Genomic DNA, 19,159 nt, shown 5'->3' with positions numbered 1-19,159 from the left:
TAAGCAACAGTAGCGGAATATAAAACAACCAGGGCTGAAAATAAAGCCCTGGTTGTCTGTAAAAGGTAAATGATCAGAGATGGGTAACGATTTCTTTAATCAGCGGTGGGCCTTTAAAAATGAAACCTGAGTATATTTGAACCAGTGAAGCTCCCGCCGCCATCTTCTCACGAGCAGCGATGACTGAATCAATACCGCCGACACCGATAATCGGTAACCGACCATTTAATTCCTGAGACAGACGACGAATAATTTCCGTGCTTTTTAATTGGACAGGACGCCCGCTTAAGCCCCCGGTTTCATCGCAATGCTTCATGTCCTGGACAAGGCTGCGGTCTAGCGTCGTATTGGTTGCAATGACCCCGTCGATATTATGGCGAACTAAACTGTCCGCCACCTGGATCAATTCCTCTTCAGAAAGATCCGGCGCGATCTTCACTGCTACGGGAACATATTTATGGTGGATCGCTTGCAGCGCTTGTTGCTTATTTTTAATGGCGCTTAAAAGATCGTCTAACGCTTCGCCGTATTGCAAGGTACGCAGCCCTGGCGTATTCGGTGATGAGATATTGATCGCAATATAGCCAGCATATGGATAAATTTTATCCATGCAGATCAGATAATCATCTTTCCCCTGTTCAACGGGGGTATCTTTGTTCTTGCCGATATTAATCCCGAGCACGCCGTCGAAATGCGCTTTTTTTACGTTTTCGACCAGGTTATCCACCCCGAGATTATTAAACCCCATTCGGTTAATCAGCCCTTCGGCTTCCACCAGACGGAAGATACGCGGCTTGTCGTTCCCCGGCTGTGGACGCGGCGTCACGGTGCCAATCTCAATGGAGCCAAAGCCCATCGCCCCGAAGGCATCAATGCATTCCCCGTTTTTATCCAGGCCCGCGGCTAAGCCCAGCGGATTCTTGAACGTTAACCCCATGCAGGTCACAGGTTTTGACGGCACGTTCTGGCGTACCAGCCACTCAAGCGGCGTTCCGGTGACAAAGCGTAATTGCTGAAAAGTTAACTCATGAGCGCGCTCTGGATCGAGCTGAAAAAGGGCTTTACGAACGAAGGGGTAGTACATGAACTCTCCTGGATTCCCGGTGTGCAGACCGGGGCGTTATTATTCACGATCCGGGGGATGATTGGAATTGACCTGTCGCAAAAAAGCCTGAATAGAGGCAAACGTTTTCTTTTCCGGCGCGCAATATGCGCTTTTTCGCAAATCTATCCCGGAAAAATCACTTAGCCACGGAAATCATCTCTGCGAGTATCACGCTAATTGTTATCAATGTTAGATAAAAGCAAACAATTAGTTATAAGGAGTCGTGATGCGTGTGATTACCCTGGCCGGAAGCCCTCGCTACCCGTCCCGTTCCAGCTCGCTGCTGGAGTATGCTCGGGAGAAGCTGAGCGCCCTCGATGTTGAAGTTTATCACTGGCACTTACAGAATTTCGCACCTGAGGACTTGCTCTACGCCAGGTTCGACAGCCCGGCGCTGCTGGCGCTCACCGAACAACTCAGCACCGCCGACGGCCTGATTATCGCCACGCCGGTCTACAAAGCCTCGTTTTCAGGCGCGCTAAAAACGCTGCTCGATTTGCTCCCCGAACGCGCCTTAGAGAAGAAGGTTATTCTGCCTCTCGCCACCGGCGGTACCGTGGCACATATGCTCGCCGTGGACTATGCCCTTAAGCCGGTGCTGAATGCGCTAAAAGCGCAGGAGATCCTGCACGGCGTTTTTGCCGACGACAGCCAGATAGCCGATTACCAGCACAAGCCTCAGTTCACGCCCAACCTGCAAAAACGTCTGGACGAAGCGCTGGAAACCTTCTGGCAGGCGCTTCACCGCCGTGACTTTGCGGTGCCTTCGCCGTTTAGCGCCCGTGGGGTGAGCCATGTTTAATTTGCTCAAACGCCGTTCTCCGTGGCTAGCTTTTGCCGGCCTGCTCGCCTTTTCAACCTACAGCAATGCCTCGGACAGCAGCCCGGAACAGCTGCGCATTGGTTACCAAAAAGGCTCCGTCAGTATGGTGTTAGCCAAAAGCCACCAGCTCCTGGAGAAGCAGTACCCGAACACCAAAGTCTCGTGGATTGAGTTTCCCGCCGGGCCACAGATGCTGGAGGCGCTGAACGTCGGCAGCATCGATTTGGGCAGCACGGGCGACATACCGCCTATTTTCGCGCAGGCCGCCGGGGCAGACTTGCTGTATGTAGGCGCCGAGCCGCCGAAGCCTAAAGCGGAAGTGATCCTGGTCCCCGAAAATAGCCCCCTGAAAACCGTGGCGGATTTAAAAGGCCATAAGATTGCCTTCCAGAAAGGCTCCAGCTCACACAACCTGGTGCTGCGCGCGCTGCAAAAAGCCGGGCTTAAGTTTTCCGATATTCAGCCCGCTTATCTGACTCCCGCCGATGCCCGCGCGGCCTTTCAGCAGGGGAACGTCGATGCCTGGGCTATCTGGGATCCGTACTATTCGGCAGCGCTGTTAAACGGCGGCGTTCGCGTCTTAACCGACGGCAGCGAACTGAATCAAACCGGGTCATTCTATTTAGCTTCCCGACCTTATGCAGAAGCAAACGGCCAGTTTCTTCAACAGGTACTGAAAACCTTTAGCGATGCCGACGCGCTCACCCGCACACAGCGGGCAGCAAGCGTTGCTTTGCTCGCCCAAACGATGAGCCTGCCTGAAGCAGTCATCGCCACTTACTTTGACCATCGCCCTCCTTCAGAAATTACGCCGGTCAATGAAGCGACGGCCGCCAAACAGCAAAATACCGCCGACCTGTTTTATGAAAATCGCCTTGTTCCAAAGAAAGTCGATATCCGAACCCGCATCTGGCAGCCCGCCGGCACGACACAAGGAGCTAAGTCATGAGTCTGAATCTTTTCTGGTTCTTACCTACCCACGGTGATGGGCACTATCTTGGCAGCGATACGGGCGCACGTCCGGTCGACTATGGTTACCTGCAACAAATCGCCCAGGCGGCAGACCGCATCGGCTTCACCGGCGTGCTGATCCCGACCGGGCGCTCCTGTGAGGATGCCTGGCTGGTCGCCGCCTCAATGATTCCGGTCACTCAGCGGCTTAAGTTCCTGGTCGCGCTGCGCCCGAGCGTTGTCTCCCCTACTCTTGCCGCTCGCCAGGCCGCCACGCTGGATCGTCTTTCCAACGGGCGGGCATTGTTCAACCTGGTGACAGGAGGTGACGCCGAGGAACTGGCTGCAGAAGGGGTATTTCTTGACCATGAAGAGCGCTATGAAGCTTCCGCCGAGTTTACGCACATCTGGCGGCGCGTCCTCGAAGGCGAAACCGTCGACTATGACGGCAAACACATCCAGGTCAAAGGCGCGAAGCTGCTTTATCCCCCAGTGCAGCAACCTCGCCCGCCGCTTTATTTTGGCGGATCGTCCGACGCTGCTCAGGATCTTGCAGCCGAGCAGGTTGACCTTTACCTGACCTGGGGCGAACCTCCGCATCTGGTAAAAGAAAAGATCGAGCAAGTGCGGGCGAAAGCTGAAGCGAGGGGGCGGCAGGTTCGCTTTGGTATTCGCCTGCACGTTATTGTGCGGGAAACCAACGAAGAAGCGTGGCAGGCGGCAAACCGGCTTATTTCTCACCTCGATGACATCACCATTGCCAAAGCACAGGCCGCTTTTGCCCGCAGCGACTCCGTCGGGCAGCAGCGCATGGCCGCCCTGCACGGCGGTAAGCGAGACAAGCTGGAAATCAGCCCTAATCTTTGGGCCGGTGTCGGCCTGGTTCGCGGCGGCGCTGGCACCGCGTTAGTGGGCGATGGGCCCACCGTCGCGGCCCGCATAAACGAGTACGCCGACCTGGGGATCGACAGCTTTATTCTTTCCGGCTATCCGCATCTGGAGGAAGCCTATCGTGCAGGCGAACTGCTGTTCCCTCACCTTGACGTGGCGATCCCAGAAACTCCTCAGCCGCGCCAGGTTCAGGAAAAAGGCGAAGTTGTCGCCAACAATTTTATCCCGCGTAAAGTTGCGCAGAGCTAGGGAGGCACGATGCAAGCGACTGTTCACAAAGTCTTGCTGCGCCTGGCCCCCTGGGCGCTGCCGGTGGCGATTGTGCTTCTCTGGCAATTAGCGTCGTCTGCAGGCTGGCTTTCCACCCGTATTTTGCCTTCTCCCGAGGGCGTAGTGCTGGCTTTCTGGAGCCTCTCAGCCAGCGGTGAACTCTGGCAGCATCTGGCTATCAGCTCCTGGCGCGCAGGGATTGGTTTCAGCATCGGCGGATCGCTGGGCCTGATCTTAGGCCTGATTAGCGGCCTGTCGCGATGGGGCGAACGCCTGCTGGACAGCTCCATTCAGATGCTGCGCAACGTCCCGCACCTGGCGCTGATCCCGCTGGTGATCTTGTGGTTTGGTATCGACGAAACGGCCAAGATCTTTCTGGTGGCGCTCGGCACGCTGTTCCCTATTTACATCAATACCTGGCACGGCATCCGCAATATAGACCGTGGCCTGCTGGAAATGGCCCGCAGCTACGGCCTTTCCGGGTTTAGCCTGTTCGTGCACGTCATTCTGCCGGGGGCGTTGCCGTCGATCATGGTCGGTGTGCGCTTCGCTTTAGGGCTGATGTGGCTGACGCTTATTGTCGCCGAGACGATCTCGGCAAATTCAGGGATTGGCTATCTGGCGATGAATGCCAGGGAGTTCCTGCAAACCGACGTGGTGGTGGTAGCCATCGTGCTGTATGCGCTGCTGGGCAAACTCGCCGATGTCAGCGCCCGCCTGCTGGAGCGCGTCTGGTTACGCTGGCATCCGGCTTATCAATTAAAGGAGGAGACGGTATGACAACTGCTCGTCTGAACCAGGGCACGCCGCTGTGGCTCCACGGCGTCAGCAAACGCTACGGCGATAAAAGTATTCTCAATCAGCTTGAGCTGCGTATCCCCGCCGGGCAGTTCGTGGCGGTGGTCGGCCGCAGCGGCGGCGGCAAAAGTACCCTGCTGCGGCTGCTTGCCGGACTGGAAACGCCTAATCAAGGCGCACTATTCGCAGGCAGTGCGCCGCTGCGGGACAGTCAGGATGATACGCGGCTGATGTTTCAGGACGACAGGCTGCTGCCGTGGAAAACGGTGATAGATAACGTCGGGCTCGGGCTGAAAAAAAACTGGCGAGACGCGGCTCTTCAGGCGCTGACCGCCGTTGGGCTTGAAAATCGGGCCAATGATTGGCCAGCGGCACTTTCCGGCGGGCAAAAGCAGCGTGTAGCGCTGGCGAGGGCGCTCATTCATCGCCCGCGCCTGCTGTTGCTCGACGAACCGCTGGGCGCGCTGGATGCCCTGACGCGTATTGAGATGCAGGAGCTGATTGTTTCTTTGTGGCAGGAGCATGGCTTTACCGTGCTTTTGGTCACCCATGATGTCAGCGAAGCCGTCGCCATGGCCGACCGCGTGTTGCTTATAGAAGAAGGGAAAATCGGCCTGGATCTGACGGTTGATTTACCGCGCCCGCGCCGCCTGGGATCGGTGAAGATGGCGGAACTGGAGGCTGAAGTGCTGGCCAGAGTGATGAAACGAGGTTCAGAGGAGCCGGCGCGCCAGGTGCGCACCGGCTGATTTTATATCCTCACCCCGTCCCTCTCCCTGGGAGGGAGAGGGGGAAACTTGCCGTTCCCTTTTGTCATTGGGAGAGGGGCTGAACTTACGCCAGCGCTTTGGCAATCTTCTCGAACAGATCCCCGGACAGGTTTTCCAGCCCTTTCAACTGCTCCAGCGCGGCACGCATCTTCGCCTGACGTTCTGCGTCATAACGCTTCAGGCGAATCAGCGGCTCAACCAGACGAGAAGCGATCTGCGGGTTGCGGCTGTTCAGCTCGGTCAGCATCTCGACCATAAACTGATAGCCACTGCCGTCTTTGGCGTGGAACGCGGCCGGGTTGGCTGAAGCAAACGCACCAATCAGAGAACGTACGCGGTTCGGATTGCCCAGGCTGAAGGAACGGTGATTCAGCAGCTCGCGGACCTTCGCCAGCGTGTTGCTGCCAGGACTGGTCGCCTGCAGCACGAACCACTTGTCCATGACCAGGCCATCTTTGTGCCATTTCTCATCGTACTCAGCCAGCAGCGCTTCACGGCATGGCAGCTGCGCGGCCACCGCTGCGGACAGCGCGGCAATAGAATCAGTCATATTGTCCGCCTGCTGATACTGCTCGCGTACCAGTTGCTCAGCAAGTTCAACGTCACCAAACGCCAGGTAGCGCAGGCAAGTGTTGCGCAGCGCGCGCTTGCCAATATCACCGTGATCCACGCGATAGCTGTCGAGCTTATTGGCGTTATAGATAGCCAGGAACTCATCGGCCAGCTCTGCTGCGAGGGTGCGGGTCAGCGCGCCGTGAACTTCAGCAATAGCGATAGGATCGATGGTCTGGAACAGCTCGGCAATTTCATTCTGCGAAGGCAGCGTCAGGATCTCTGCGGCGAGCGCCGGATCGATCTTCTCGTCCAGCAGAATGGCGCGGAATGCATCGGCCACGTGCAGCGGCAGAGAGAGCGGCTGCCCTTGCTGACTGCGGTTCACGTTGATCTTGATGTAGTTTGCCAGCAGGCTCTGCGCCGCATCCCAGCGGGAGAAGTCGTTCCGCGCGTGGCGCATCAGGAACGTCAGCTGCTGGTCGCTCCATTTGTACTCAAGCTTCACCGGCGCGGAGAATTCACGCAGCAAAGATGGCACCGGCTGGAAGTAGACATTATCGAAAACGAAAGTCTGTTCGGCCTGGGTCACGTTCAGCACGTGATGTACCGGATGGCCATTCTTCTGCAGCGGAATGACCTTCCCTTCGTTATCGTAAAGCTCGATATCAAACGGGATATGCAGCGGGTGTTTTTCCTGCTGTTCAGCGGTCGGCGGCGTCATCTGACTGATAGTCAGCGTGTAGTGCTCAGTTTCCGGGTTGTAGTCGTCGCGCACGGTGACAACCGGCGTCCCGGCCTGGCTGTACCAGCGGCGGAAATGAGACAGGTCAACGTTGGACGCATCTTCCATCGCCTGCACGAAGTCATCGCAGGTCGCCGCGCTGCCGTCATGGCGCTCAAAGTAAAGCTGCATGCCCTTCTGGAAGTTTTCTTCGCCCAGCAGCGTGTGCAGCATACGAATAACTTCAGAACCCTTCTCGTACACCGTCAGGGTATAGAAGTTATTCATTTCAATAACTTTGTCCGGACGGATCGGGTGCGCCATCGGGCTTGCGTCTTCGGCGAACTGCATCGCGCGCATGGTACGCACGTTTTGAATACGGTTAACCGCGCGAGAACCCAGGTCAGAGCTGAACTCCTGGTCACGGAAGACGGTTAACCCTTCTTTCAGGCTCAGCTGGAACCAGTCACGGCAGGTAACGCGGTTGCCGGTCCAGTTGTGGAAATATTCGTGGCCGATGACGCGTTCAATGTCGAGGTAGTCTTTGTCAGTCGCGGTTTCGGCACGAGCCAGGACATACTTCGAGTTGAAGATATTCAACCCTTTGTTTTCCATTGCGCCCATATTAAAGAAGTCGACGGCGACGATCATATAGATGTCGAGGTCATACTCCAGGCCGAAGCGGGTTTCATCCCACTTCATGGATGCTTTAAGCGAGGTCATCGCCCAGTCAGCGCGATCCAGATTCCCGCGGTCAACAAACAGCTCCAGCGCAACGTCACGGCCGGAACGGGTTTTGAAGCTATCGCGCAGAACATCGAAATCACCCGCCACCAGCGCAAACAGATAGCAAGGTTTTGGGAAAGGATCCTGCCACTGCACCCAGTGACGGCCATTTTCCAGCTCGCCTTCGGCAATGCGGTTGCCGTTAGCCAGCAAGTACGGGTATTTGTTTTTGTCGGCGATGACTTTGGTCGTGAAGCGCGCCAGGACGTCCGGGCGGTCCAGGTACCAGGTGATGTGGTGGAAGCCTTCAGCTTCACATTGGGTACATAACGCTTCCCCGGATTGATACAGCCCTTCAAGCGCGGTGTTGGTAGCCGGGCTGATTTCGTTCACAATCGTCAGCGTAAAGGCGTCAGGAACCTGCTCCAGAATGAGCGCGCCATCTTCCTGGCGATAGTGCGGCCAGGCGCTACCGTTTACGGCAATGGAGACCAGCGTGAGGTCTTCGCCATCAAGATGCAGCGGAGCGCCCGCTTCGCCCTGACGGACAATTTTGCTGACTGCGGTGACCTGCGTTTTTGTGGCATCAAGGTCAAAGGTCAAATCGATATCGGTTATCGTATAATCCGCCGCGCGATAGTCGTGGCGATATTTGGCTTGTGGCTGTTGTGTCATAAAAAACCTTATACATCGTCCGTAAGATAACGAACTTCAGTCTATTCCTGTTGCCGGAATGTTGCTACGCAGAATCTTCATCTTTGGCGGCCGATAGCCCAAATTTTTTACCGCTTTATGCGGTATTACGCTTTTCTCTCCAGCCCCTTCCGGCACGGAACTCTTCCTTTTCCTCCGCCACTTAATGCAGCCCCTTCCTCCTGAGAGAACTTAATATGCGTATTCCCCCTTCCGGCCCCATGGCTTTTCATCAGGCCGTTGCCCAAAACGATATTGCTACCATCCAAAAACTAAGACAGCAGGGCTACAAACCTGTCGCTCTGGACCAGCACGGAAACTCGCCGCTGGATGCGCTGGCTAACCGCCGAGATATTGACGGCACCACGCGGGCACGGCTTTACCACAGTCTTTTGGCTTCGCTGAATCCCAGTGCGCCGTCGGGCTATATCAAGCCGGAAGCTTTTCATGGCTCTCCCTGGGGCTTTGAAATATTGCGCAGCGGCGCGCTGAAAGGCGGCGTGAACGATCCTAAAGGCGGTTCACAGTCGCTGGAGGGAAAAGTGTTTTTCTCCGATCGAACTCGAGAGTCGGGCAACAAATTTGAAACGCGTGAGAATCTTCGCCAGAAACCGCGCGTGTACGCCAAAGGACTGGGCATTAAGCCCACCACGGTGGAGACGCGCTCGAACCTGTATGTGCTGAGCAAAGCCATCAATCATGCGTCTTCTGCCAGCCATTTCCCGGCCTCAACGCTGACGCTAAAAAGCAGCAATAATCTGGAAGAGGCGGTGTATGACAGCCTGGTGCGTCTTTTGTCGAATAGCGGCTATCGACTAAAAAAGGAAACGCCGGAGCAAATCCTGCAGCAAACCGGCGTCCCGGCGCATATCAAATTCGTGGATAACAGCCACCCGCCTTCCGGGGAACAAACGCGGAAACTGATCGGTAACGCCTTTAAGCGCATTGAAAATGAAATGATCGGCGGAAAACTGCCGTTCCTGAATCTGCTCAACGATGGGCAAACCCTGCCGCTGGTGTTTGGCTTCAGTAAAGTGAATAACCTGAAAACCCATACCATCCATAATTCATTGAGTAACACCGCCTCGATGTTTAACTACCAGGCTGAAAACCATCCTCTAAGCGGGACAGCTAACGGCGGAAAGCTGAAAGAAATTGAAGTGAAATCCCTGGCCGATCTCGCCACGCTGACGCTTGCCTGTAAGGTACAAAACGTCGCATTACCGAAAGACGCCCTGATTCGTATCAACCCAACCCCGAATGAAAAAAAACAGCACGGGCTGAAGGCGCTGTATCTGGATGCATCCGCACTCGCCAGATTTAGTCACGCGCTGCTGGGGTCCGGCGCAACAAATATGGGCAGGATGACGCTCGAACAGCTTCAATCGCTGAATCACAACCTGCGTGAAAAAGCGGAGAACGGCAGTCTTCGCATTCGTTAGTTGCCAGTACACATCGGCGGCCATTCGCCGCCGGTTATTTCACTGAGAAAAGGATGTCGCACGTTTTGTTTAGTACTCTAAACACGATTTAATTCAATGCATTGAACTATATTATCGTGTTAATCACGCCATAAACCACTCCAGAGACTGCCCCCCGATTGTTGTGATCCTGCTTCAATAAACAGATAATCAGGGTATACTCCCGCGTCTTAATTTGCCCGGACTGATGGAAACGCTCCTGTGAGAGGATGCTGAAACGCGCCATGACACGACACGCTTCCCCGATTTTGCAAACGCTTCTGGATACTGACGCCTATAAGCTTCATATGCAGCAAGCGGTTTATCACCGCTATTACGACGTAAATGTCGCAGCGGAATTCCGCTGCCGCGGCGACGACCTGCTGGGCATTCATGCCGAGGCTATTCGTGAGCAGGTAGCCGCGATGCAGCACCTGCGCCTCAGCGATGAAGAATTTCACTGGCTGAAAAGCCTGCCCTTTTTCAAAGCCGATTATCTCGACTGGCTGCGTGACTTCCGCTATGACCCTGCTCAGGTTCAGGTGACCAATAATCATGGTCATTTAGATATTCGCCTCAGCGGCCCCTGGCGGGAAGTCATCATGTGGGAAGTTCCCCTGCTGGCGGTAATCAGTGAAGTCGTTCACCAGCATCGCGCTCCCGGCGTGACGCCAAAAATGGCGCTGGATCACCTGGAAAGTAAGCTGCAGGAGTTTAACGCGCTGACCGACGGGCTGGATCTTTCCCATTTCCGCCTGATGGACTTTGGTACACGCCGCCGCTTCTCTCGTGAAGTGCAGCAGGCTATCGTTGAGCGGCTTAAGCAGGAGCCGTGGTTTATCGGCACCAGCAACTACGATCTGGCGCGCCGCCTCGACCTTACGCCGATGGGCACCCAGGCGCATGAATGGTTCCAGGCACATCAGCAAATAAGCCCGGATCTGGCGAACAGCCAACGCGCAGCATTGCAGGCATGGCTGGACGAATATCCCGATCAGCTAGGAATAGCCCTGACTGACTGCATCACCATGGATGCTTTCCTGCGTGATTTCGGCAAGGAGTTTGCCACGCGCTATCAGGGGCTGCGCCACGATTCAGGTGACCCCGTTGAGTGGGGAGAAAAAGCCATTGCCCACTACCAGAAGCTTGGCATCGATCCTTTAAGCAAAGTGTTGGTGTTTTCCGACAACCTGGATTTAAACAAAGCCGTGGAGCTGTACCGCCGCTTCTCATCCCGGGTTAACCTCAGCTTTGGTATCGGCACCCGCCTGACCTGCGACATTCCGCAGGTTAAGCCGCTGAACATTGTGATTAAGCTCGTGGAGTGCAACGGTAAGCCGGTGGCTAAGCTTTCGGACAGCCCGGGAAAAACCATCTGCCACGACAAAGCCTTTGTTCGGGCACTGCGCAAAGCCTTTGACCTTCCGCTGGTTAAAAAAGCCAGCTGATTCAGCGATAATCGGTGAATAGCCGCTTCGCTATTCACCGCCCTTCTCTCATTCCTTTATTTCTTCATAAGTAACGCGAATTCTGCTTGTCTGATGGCGCGCGACAGGTAACATAGATAGCCCCCATCTGTGGGTTACTATTTTTTTTGTCATTGACCATTTAATAGAGAGAAAACTATGAGCGTTGTGCCTGTAGCCGACGTACTCCAGGGCCGTGCCGCCGTTGACAGCGAAGTCACCGTGCGCGGATGGGTACGTACTCGAAGAGATTCAAAAGCTGGTATCTCCTTCCTCGCCGTCTATGACGGTTCCTGCTTTGATCCTGTACAGGCCGTCATTAATAATTCTCTGCCCAATTACAATGAAGACGTTCTGCGCCTGACCACTGGCTGCTCCGTGATTGTTACCGGCGTGGTGGTCGAGTCTCAGGGCCAGGGCCAGGCATTCGAACTTCAGGCTACCAAAGTCGAAGTGACCGGCTGGGTTGACGATCCGGATACCTATCCAATGGCGGCCAAACGCCATAGCATCGAATACCTCCGCGAAGTGGCTCACCTGCGTCCGCGTACCAACATGATTGGTGCCGTGGCTCGCGTTCGTCACACGCTGGCTCAGGCGCTGCATCGCTTCTTCCATGAAAACGGTTATTTCTGGGTCTCGACTCCGCTCATCACCGCTTCGGACACCGAAGGTGCCGGGGAGATGTTCCGCGTTTCAACGCTGGATCTGGAAAACCTGCCTCGCACCGCAGAAGGCAAAGTCGATTTTGATAAAGACTTCTTCGGTAAAGAAGCCTTCCTGACCGTTTCCGGCCAGCTGAACGGCGAAACCTACGCGAGTGCGCTGTCAAAGGTTTATACCTTCGGGCCGACTTTCCGCGCGGAGAACTCCAACACCAGCCGCCACCTGGCTGAGTTCTGGATGCTGGAACCGGAAGTTGCCTTTGCCGATTTGGACGACGTTGCCGGTCTGGCCGAAGCGATGCTCAAGTACGTCTTCAAGGCCGTGCTTGAAGAGCGCATGGACGACATGAAGTTCTTTGCTGAGCGCGTGGACAAAGAAGCCATTGAGCGCCTCGAACGCTTCATCTCCGCAGACTTCGCCCAGGTGAACTACACCGATGCGGTGGAAATCCTGCTGAACTGTGGGCATAAGTTCGAAAACCCGGTTTACTGGGGCGTCGACCTTTCCTCCGAGCACGAGCGTTACCTGGCCGAGCAGCACTTCAAGGCACCGGTGGTAGTGAAAAACTACCCGAAAGACATCAAAGCTTTCTATATGCGCCTTAACGAAGACGGTAAGACAGTTGCCGCTATGGACGTCCTGGCGCCAGGCATCGGTGAAATCATCGGTGGTTCCCAGCGTGAAGAGCGTCTGGATGTGCTGGATGCACGCATGGCTGAAATGGGCCTGAATAAAGAAGACTACTGGTGGTACCGCGACCTGCGCCGCTACGGCACCGTGCCGCATTCCGGTTTCGGCCTGGGCTTCGAGCGTCTGATTGCCTATGTCACCGGCGTTCAGAACGTGCGTGACGTGATTCCGTTCCCACGTACTCCACGTAACGCCAGCTTCTAAGCCAGCAAAACCAAAGGCCAGCTCTCCGCTGGCCTTTTTTACATTTGACAATAAAAGGTCTATTTTCTTCAACGCTCATTAAGCAAACGTCAATTTCAACCTCCATTCCCGACTACCCCGTTACCAACTGTTTCTATCTCACACTCTTTAACAAAAATTGCGCTTAAGTTTGCTCGCATTTCAAATCAGTGCTGGGCATAGCACAATCGTTCACTTTTCACACAGACATCTGGACATCCAAAAACAAGTCAAAAAATGAACAATTGTGAACAAGAAATACCCATTCATTGAGCTTATGCGGATTAAACATAAGTAATTCATATATATATGTTAACAAGCGAAGCATTTTTGTTGCGCTAAGAATGAAATTTGAAATGGTTCACAAAGTTCCCTGAAATTAATATTTAGTTACACATATTTTCTTTTTGAAACTCAGTTTAGACATTTGTAGCACTTTCAGGCTAGCGAAACGGTTTCATGGATGGAAAGATGCCTGACAGATACAGAAAGACACCAAACTATCATCAATAGTTCCGTAAAGAATTATTGACGGCAGTGGCAGGTGTCCATAAAAACCACAATGAGGGTAATAAATAATGATGAAGCGCAATATTCTGGCAGTGGTTATCCCTGCTCTGCTGGTAGCCGGTGCAGCTAACGCTGCAGAAATCTATAACAAAGACGGCAACAAAGTAGACCTGTACGGCAAAGCTGTAGGTCTGCACTATTTTGCTAAAGACAACGGTGTAAACGCTCAGGGTAACGGCGACAAAACTTACGCCCGTCTTGGCTTCAAAGGCGAAACTCAGATTAACAGCCAACTGACCGGTTACGGCCAGTGGGAATACAACTTCCAGGGTAACAACTCTGAAGGCGCTGATGCTCAGACCGGTAACAAAACCCGTCTGGCCTTCGCTGGTCTGAAATTCGGTGACGCAGGTTCCTTCGACTACGGCCGTAACTACGGTCTGGTTTATGATGCAATCGGCGTGACCGATATGCTGCCAGAGTTCGGTGGTGACACCGGCAACAGCGACAACTTCTTCTCCGGTCGTAACGGTGGCCTGGCTACTTACCGTAACCACAGCTTCTTCGGCCTGGTTGATGGTCTGGACTTCGGCGTTCAGTACCTGGGTAAAAACGAACGTAAAGACAACGCATCACGCTCTAACGGTGACGGCTGGGCGACCTCCGCAAGCTACACCGTTGATGGCTTCGGCATCGTAGGTGCTTACGGCGCGGCTGACCGTACTAACGCTCAGCAGACAGAGACTATCGGCCACGGTGCTAAAGCTGAGCAGTGGGCTACCGGTCTGAAATATGACGCGAACAACATCTACCTGGCCGCGCTGTACGGTGAAAGCCGTAACGCAACTCGCATCACCATCAACAAACAAGATGGCTTCCTGAACAAAACTCAGGACTTCTCTGTTGTGGCACAGTACCAGTTCGATTTCGGCCTGCGTCCATCCATCGCTTACTACAAATCTAAAGCGAAAGATGTTGAAGGTATCGGCAGCGAAGATTACATCAACTACATTGATATCGGCGCGACCTACTACTTCAACAAAAACATGTCTACCTACGTTGACTACCAGATCAACCAGATCGACAAAAACAACAAGCTGGGCGTTGGCGCAGACGACACCGTTGCTGTTGGTATCGTTTACCAGTTCTAATTTCAGCCATTTGTTTGTCTGAAATGTTTAAAAACAGGGCTTCGGCCCTGTTTTTTTATGGCAAAAAAGTAGAATAAACCCGATGTTATCGCTAACTGTCTCTTTTTGTCGCAAACGGTTGGCAATTCGTAAAACAGCAGTTAACCTGAAAGCGATTTCCCCCGATATCACTAATGGAACCCGTCATGTTTGAGAACATTACCGCTGCCCCTGCCGATCCTATTCTTGGTCTGGCTGACCTGTTTCGCGCCGACGACCGTCCAACCAAAATTAACCTCGGCATCGGGGTCTATAAGGACGAGACCGGTAAAACCCCTGTCCTGACCAGCGTGAAGAAAGCTGAGCTTTATCTGTTGGAAAATGAGACCACCAAAAACTATCTGGGCATTGATGGTATTCCAGAGTTTGGCCGCTGCACGCAAGAGCTGCTGTTTGGCAAAAGCAACGCGCTTATTGCCGACAAACGTGCCCGTACGGCGCAAACCCCAGGCGGGACCGGTGCGCTGCGCGTTGCCGCTGATTTCCTGGCAAAAAACACCTCAGCAAAACGCGTCTGGGTGAGTAACCCAAGCTGGCCTAACCATAAAAGCGTGTTTAACGCAGCGGGCCTGGAAGTGAAAGAGTACGCCTACTATGACGCGGAAAATCACAGCCTGGACTTTGATGGCCTGGTGGCCAGCCTGCAGGCGGCGGAAGCCGGTGACGTGGTGCTGTTCCACGGCTGCTGCCATAACCCTACCGGGATCGATCCTACCGCTGAACAGTGGAAAACGCTGGCAGAGATGTCGCTGGCCAAAGGCTGGCTGCCGCTGTTTGACTTTGCTTACCAGGGCTTTGCTCGTGGTCTGGAAGAAGATGCTGAAGGCCTGCGTCTTTTCGCAGCCGCTCACAAAGAACTGCTGGTGGCCAGCTCCTACTCCAAGAACTTCGGTTTGTACAACGAACGCGTGGGCGCTTTCACGCTGGTTGCCGCCGATGCCGACACCGCTGACCGTTCATTCAGCCAGGTAAAATCGGTTATTCGCGCCAACTACTCCAACCCACCGGCACACGGCGCCTCCGTTGTAGCGACGATTCTGAGCAACGACGCGCTGCGTACCATGTGGGAACAAGAGCTGACCGATATGCGCCAGCGCATTCACCGCATGCGTCAGCTGTTTGTGAATACCCTGCAGGAGAAAGGCGCCAATCGCGACTTTAGCTTCATCATTAACCAGAACGGGATGTTCTCGTTCAGCGGCCTGACCAAAGAACAGGTTCTACGCCTGCGTGAAGAGTTTGGCGTTTACGCCGTCGCATCTGGCCGCGTTAACGTGGCGGGCATGACGCCGGATAACATGGCGCCGCTGTGCGAAGCCATCGTTGCTGTGCTGTAATCACCACGCATAGCAAAAGAGCCGCATAAGCGGCTCTTTTTTATTTGAAACCCGCTTTACCAGACCGGCTGCTCATCCTGCAAAAACGGATTATGCAGGCGCTCGTAACCCAGCGTAGACATTGGGCCGTGGCCGGGAATAAAGGTCACATCATCCCCCAGCGGTAGCAGCTTACGTTTGATCGAATCAATCAACGCCGCGTGATCGCCGCGCGGGAAATCGCTGCGCCCTACTCCACCTTTAAAGATAACATCACCCGAAATCAGTAAACGAGAGTCCGCATCGAAGAAAACGATATGGCCAGGCGTATGCCCCGGACAATGCAACACCTGTAAAGTTACATTCCCTACGGAAACACATTCCCCTTCGTTTAACCAGCGGTCCGGCGTCAAAGGCTGACACTCGTCGAGGCCAAACATCCGGCTTTGCTGCGGCAGTCCCTGCAGCCAGAACTCATCTTCTTTTTCCGGCCCCACAACGGGCACGCCGTAATGTGCCGCCAGCTCAGCCGCCGCGCCAACGTGATCGAGATGACCATGCGTCAACAGGATTTGGCTAATCTGCACGCCTTTTTGCGCCACTTCTTGCTTAATGCGCGCCGCATCGCCGCCGGGATCCACCAGCGCCGCCTGCTGCGTTTCCTTGCACCAAATAAGAGAACAGTTCTGGGCAAAAGCCGTGACCGGAATAATGTGATAGTTCATGCTGCTCCATTACCGACAACAAAGCCGGATTCCGTTGTTTTACCAGTGCCTTACCGGCCCGGTGTCAATATGCACAAAGTCGCTGCTGGGGTAGTATCCTACACCACCTGCCCGCATTGATAATGCTGCTTTGCGAATATTGCTTAACGAAACGCCTTCAATATGGAAATCCATCGCCTGGCCTTTGGTGTGGTAGCTTTTTTTCGCTACACCACGGCTGTGGGCACGGAGTTCATTATTGGTGTCGATGGAACGGTAACCGGAAACCAGCTGGACCGGCTTGTTAGTCCCCAAAAGCCCCTGCAGGCGATAGAGTTGGTCAAACAGGGAAGGATCGATGGATTTAATCTTGTTCGCCCGGTAGTCCCGGAAGAAGTGATTAAGTTTTGCTAATTCATCCTGAATATAGCCTCTGCCATCAAAAAACTCAGCTTTCAATGACTCTCCAGTATGCAGGTTATTGAGAGTCAAAATACGCGGGCGTGGTGTCGAGAGGGTGGCAAACGACGGCAAAGGCATGAGAGCGGCACCGAAAGCCACGCCCCCCAAAGCCAGTAGCTTGCGGCGATTAGCGTCAAATTTGTCCATGATATCCAGGTCTACAGGTAATAAAATGATGGTTTAATATGCACTTTTGCGCACAGCCATCGCACCATAACTGCCCGAATCCGGGGAGTCAAGGCACGATAAAACCCAGCAACGGCGGGCCCTGTAGAGGACCCGACTGAGTTTTACATTTTCTACGACCACTAATTCATTAGAAATGTTGCGTTTAGCGGATTAATAACCCGGCTTTTGCGAGGTTTTGTGCGCCAGATCGCGCGGTGAGATCATAATTGTAAATATCTGTACGGAACTCGGTGCGGCCATCTTTTCCGACAAAAGCGGTCAGATAGTAAAGATTAACCGGAATATTATGGCGGATATTGACGTACTTAGTGTTTCCTTCCTGCAAGGTACTGGATATACGGGAATCATTCCATCCGGCATCCTGCAACAGCATATTTGCCAGCTCAGACGCCTTGTTGACGCGTACACAGCCTGAACTCAGCGCCCTGGCATCCTTCTGGAAGAGGTTATGATTGGGCGTGTCATGCAGGTAGATGGCGTCGGAACTCGGCATATTGAACTTGTAGCGTCCAAGCGAGTTCTGCGTGCCGGGCTTCTGCTGGAAGCGGAACGGCAGATTATTCTCGGTGATCGTCGACCAGTCTACGCGCCACGGATCGATCATCTCCGCATTGTTGCTCCAGCCGCGAATCACGCTATAGCCGTGCTGCTCCAGGTAACCCGGATTCTGGCGAACCTTGGGTAAAATATCTTTTCGCGCCAGCGTCGGCGGCACGTTCCACGGCGGGTTAACCACAACGTTGTTCAGCGCGCTACTCATCATCGGAGTTTTACGATCCGGGCGCCCAACGATAACGCGAGAAGCCAGCGCTTCATTACCGTTCAGGTAATACACCAGCGAATAGTTAGGAATGTTCACCATAATGCCGGTTTCGAGTTTATCCGGCAGCAGACGCAAGCGCTGAATATTCAATGCCACCAGGGCCGCACGCTGCTGAGGTGTGACGTTAAGCCAGTCGCGCGTCAGTTGGCCAATCGCACCATCCGAGCCTAGCCCTTGCCATTGCTGGAAGCGTTTCACGCCATCGACCAGATCGCGACTATAAACGCCGCGGGCAGCACCCTGAGATTTTTTCTTGCCAGTCTGAGGAGACGCGTCTTCGACGTTAATCGCTGACGGGCTTATGGTGACATCACCCACGCTGGTCACGCCCGATGGCTTGTCCTGAAGCATTCCGGTTCGGGCAAGAATTTCTCTCAGCGCCCCCACGTCGTTGCTCCACTGCCCTGGTCTCAAGGTCTCTTTACCGGCCATCTGCGGCCACGGGCGGGTATCACCCAACAGGTGAATCAGGGACTGATGCAACTGCGCATACTGCGGATGCTGAGGCGCAAGGCTGTCGATAAAGTTCACCAGAGAACCCTGATCAACGGCTACCTGCCACTGGTTAATCACAGACAGGGGCGGCGTTTTTAACTTGTAAGGCGTGCTGCTATAAAGCCAGCGATTGCCGTCAATCGGGATCCCCGAAACGAACTGCAGGTAACCCATCATGGCGTCGGAAAGCACCACATCGCGCGCCATACCGGTCACTGCGGGATCGGTCAACAGCTCAACCCACTGGTTAAACTGCGGCTGTATTCCGGCAATGGCCACTTCCGCCAGCTGTTGCTGAAAGGCTTTAACCGCATCACGGTTTTCCCACATCGGCTTCATGTCGCGCGCGGCGTAGAAGGCCGACAGGGCGTTGAGATACACTGGCGTGTAACCCGCAGGCAGGCCCGCAATAAGCTGCGACCGGCTCTGTGCCGCCGACATCGTGGAGGTGTTTGTTGGCAAAGTCCCGGCCATCGTGGCCGTTGCCGTAGACTGCGCCAAAGGCTGATTGAGTTCCGTGGGCCGATCGGTCTGGAAAGCAGAACTGTCGGAGGGAACGACGGCAGGCTCGTCGGCCTGGGCCACAAACAGCGGAGCGAAACTGAGCGCCAGGCAGTAACCGACTGCCGATAATCGAAAATCTTTAACTTTTCTAAGCAACAT

The 19,159-nt window shown here is 54.4% G+C and carries 15 protein-coding genes; 10 read left to right on the top strand and 5 right to left on the bottom strand.

From position 1 onward, the window contains the following. Nucleotides 1-73 precede the first annotated feature (73 nt). A complete protein-coding gene (gene pyrD, locus LH86_RS12165; protein WP_039301617.1) occupies nt 74-1,084 on the bottom strand; it encodes a quinone-dependent dihydroorotate dehydrogenase in 1,011 nt (336 codons plus the stop codon). A gap of 247 nt (nt 1,085-1,331) precedes the next feature. Here pyrD and ssuE point away from each other — a divergent pair, with 247 nt between their 5' ends. From ssuE to ssuB, 5 genes are read left to right on the top strand one after another with little or no spacing between them, the layout of a single operon-like run. Continuing rightward, the gene (gene ssuE / locus LH86_RS12160) at nt 1,332-1,907 is read left to right on the top strand and encodes an NADPH-dependent FMN reductase (RefSeq protein WP_039301614.1); all 576 of its coding nucleotides are present in this window, start codon (nt 1,332-1,334) and stop codon (nt 1,905-1,907) included. Next, nucleotides 1,900-2,877: a sulfonate ABC transporter substrate-binding protein gene (locus LH86_RS12155; protein ID WP_039301610.1), complete on the top strand. Its 978-nt coding sequence runs from the start codon at nt 1,900-1,902 to the stop codon at nt 2,875-2,877. Before ssuE ends, LH86_RS12155 begins: the two co-directional genes overlap by 8 nt. Beyond that, a complete protein-coding gene (gene ssuD / locus LH86_RS12150; RefSeq protein WP_039301607.1) occupies nt 2,874-4,019 on the top strand; it encodes an FMNH2-dependent alkanesulfonate monooxygenase in 1,146 nt (381 codons plus the stop codon). Before LH86_RS12155 ends, ssuD begins: the two co-directional genes overlap by 4 nt. Before the next feature lie 9 nt (nt 4,020-4,028). Further along, nucleotides 4,029-4,820, top strand: a complete 792-nt coding sequence (ssuC, locus tag LH86_RS12145; RefSeq protein WP_039301605.1) for an aliphatic sulfonate ABC transporter permease SsuC — start codon at nt 4,029-4,031, stop codon at nt 4,818-4,820. After that, nucleotides 4,817-5,587: an aliphatic sulfonates ABC transporter ATP-binding protein gene (ssuB, locus tag LH86_RS12140; RefSeq protein ID WP_039301603.1), complete on the top strand. Its 771-nt coding sequence runs from the start codon at nt 4,817-4,819 to the stop codon at nt 5,585-5,587. Before ssuC ends, ssuB begins: the two co-directional genes overlap by 4 nt. Nucleotides 5,588-5,672: 85 nt before the next feature. Here ssuB and pepN read toward each other — a convergent pair whose 3' ends face one another. Then, a complete protein-coding gene (gene pepN / locus LH86_RS12135) occupies nt 5,673-8,285 on the bottom strand; it encodes an aminopeptidase N (protein ID WP_039301602.1) in 2,613 nt (870 codons plus the stop codon). A gap of 215 nt (nt 8,286-8,500) precedes the next feature. On the opposite strand from pepN, the gene LH86_RS12130 reads away from it, so the two are divergent. The 5 genes from LH86_RS12130 to LH86_RS12110 all read left to right on the top strand — a co-directional run bounded on the left by LH86_RS12130 (nt 8,501) and on the right by LH86_RS12110 (nt 15,844). After that, nucleotides 8,501-9,745 (top strand): hypothetical protein, encoded by a 1,245-nt coding sequence (locus LH86_RS12130; RefSeq protein WP_052045577.1) that lies wholly within the window; start codon nt 8,501-8,503, stop codon nt 9,743-9,745. A gap of 263 nt (nt 9,746-10,008) precedes the next feature. Then, entirely contained in the window at nt 10,009-11,211 is a 1,203-nt protein-coding gene (gene pncB / locus LH86_RS12125) for a nicotinate phosphoribosyltransferase (RefSeq protein WP_039306132.1), read from the top strand. A 177-nt stretch (nt 11,212-11,388) separates the two neighbouring features. After that, complete coding sequence (asnS, locus tag LH86_RS12120; RefSeq protein ID WP_039291539.1) at nt 11,389-12,789, top strand: asparagine--tRNA ligase; 1,401 nt, start codon at nt 11,389-11,391, stop codon at nt 12,787-12,789. A gap of 596 nt (nt 12,790-13,385) precedes the next feature. Continuing rightward, the gene (gene ompF / locus LH86_RS12115) at nt 13,386-14,468 is read left to right on the top strand and encodes a porin OmpF (RefSeq protein WP_039301599.1); all 1,083 of its coding nucleotides are present in this window, start codon (nt 13,386-13,388) and stop codon (nt 14,466-14,468) included. Nucleotides 14,469-14,653: 185 nt separating this feature from the next. Continuing rightward, complete coding sequence (locus LH86_RS12110; RefSeq protein WP_039301597.1) at nt 14,654-15,844, top strand: amino acid aminotransferase; 1,191 nt, start codon at nt 14,654-14,656, stop codon at nt 15,842-15,844. A gap of 56 nt (nt 15,845-15,900) precedes the next feature. Here LH86_RS12110 and LH86_RS12105 read toward each other — a convergent pair whose 3' ends face one another. The 3 genes from LH86_RS12105 to ldtD all read right to left on the bottom strand — a co-directional run bounded on the left by LH86_RS12105 (nt 15,901) and on the right by ldtD (nt 19,159). Continuing rightward, nucleotides 15,901-16,548, bottom strand: coding sequence for an MBL fold metallo-hydrolase (locus tag LH86_RS12105; protein ID WP_039301595.1), 648 nt, complete (start codon nt 16,546-16,548; stop codon nt 15,901-15,903). Nucleotides 16,549-16,587: 39 nt separating this feature from the next. Beyond that, nucleotides 16,588-17,136: a YcbK family protein gene (locus LH86_RS12100; RefSeq protein ID WP_039301593.1), complete on the bottom strand. Its 549-nt coding sequence runs from the start codon at nt 17,134-17,136 to the stop codon at nt 16,588-16,590. A gap of 184 nt (nt 17,137-17,320) precedes the next feature. Continuing rightward, on the bottom strand, nt 17,321-19,159 hold the full coding sequence (gene ldtD, locus LH86_RS12095) for a L,D-transpeptidase (RefSeq protein WP_039301590.1): 1,839 nt from the start codon (nt 19,157-19,159) through the stop codon (nt 17,321-17,323).

This window comes from Cedecea neteri (genome assembly GCF_000758325.1).
In the GTDB taxonomy this organism is placed as follows: domain Bacteria; phylum Pseudomonadota; class Gammaproteobacteria; order Enterobacterales; family Enterobacteriaceae; genus Cedecea; species Cedecea neteri_B.
This window is presented reverse-complemented; position numbering and strand designations above follow the sequence as displayed.

Bases quoted from the DNA above. Each gene is read 5' to 3' on its own strand.
- ldtD (WP_039301590.1), bottom strand. From the start codon at position 19,159: ATGTTGCTTAGAAAAGTTAAAGATTTTCGATTATCGGCAGTCGGTTAC.
- ssuB (WP_039301603.1), top strand. From the start codon at position 4,817: ATGACAACTGCTCGTCTGAACCAGGGCACGCCGCTGTGGCTCCACGGC.
- asnS (WP_039291539.1), top strand. From the start codon at position 11,389: ATGAGCGTTGTGCCTGTAGCCGACGTACTCCAGGGCCGTGCCGCCGTT.
- ssuC (WP_039301605.1), top strand. From the start codon at position 4,029: ATGCAAGCGACTGTTCACAAAGTCTTGCTGCGCCTGGCCCCCTGGGCG.
- LH86_RS12130 (WP_052045577.1), top strand. From the start codon at position 8,501: ATGCGTATTCCCCCTTCCGGCCCCATGGCTTTTCATCAGGCCGTTGCC.
- LH86_RS12100 (WP_039301593.1), bottom strand. From the start codon at position 17,136: ATGGACAAATTTGACGCTAATCGCCGCAAGCTACTGGCTTTGGGGGGC.
- ompF (WP_039301599.1), top strand. From the start codon at position 13,386: ATGATGAAGCGCAATATTCTGGCAGTGGTTATCCCTGCTCTGCTGGTA.
- ssuD (WP_039301607.1), top strand. From the start codon at position 2,874: ATGAGTCTGAATCTTTTCTGGTTCTTACCTACCCACGGTGATGGGCAC.
- pepN (WP_039301602.1), bottom strand. From the start codon at position 8,285: ATGACACAACAGCCACAAGCCAAATATCGCCACGACTATCGCGCGGCG.
- LH86_RS12155 (WP_039301610.1), top strand. From the start codon at position 1,900: ATGTTTAATTTGCTCAAACGCCGTTCTCCGTGGCTAGCTTTTGCCGGC.
- pncB (WP_039306132.1), top strand. From the start codon at position 10,009: ATGACACGACACGCTTCCCCGATTTTGCAAACGCTTCTGGATACTGAC.
- pyrD (WP_039301617.1), bottom strand. From the start codon at position 1,084: ATGTACTACCCCTTCGTTCGTAAAGCCCTTTTTCAGCTCGATCCAGAG.
- ssuE (WP_039301614.1), top strand. From the start codon at position 1,332: ATGCGTGTGATTACCCTGGCCGGAAGCCCTCGCTACCCGTCCCGTTCC.
- LH86_RS12105 (WP_039301595.1), bottom strand. From the start codon at position 16,548: ATGAACTATCACATTATTCCGGTCACGGCTTTTGCCCAGAACTGTTCT.
- LH86_RS12110 (WP_039301597.1), top strand. From the start codon at position 14,654: ATGTTTGAGAACATTACCGCTGCCCCTGCCGATCCTATTCTTGGTCTG.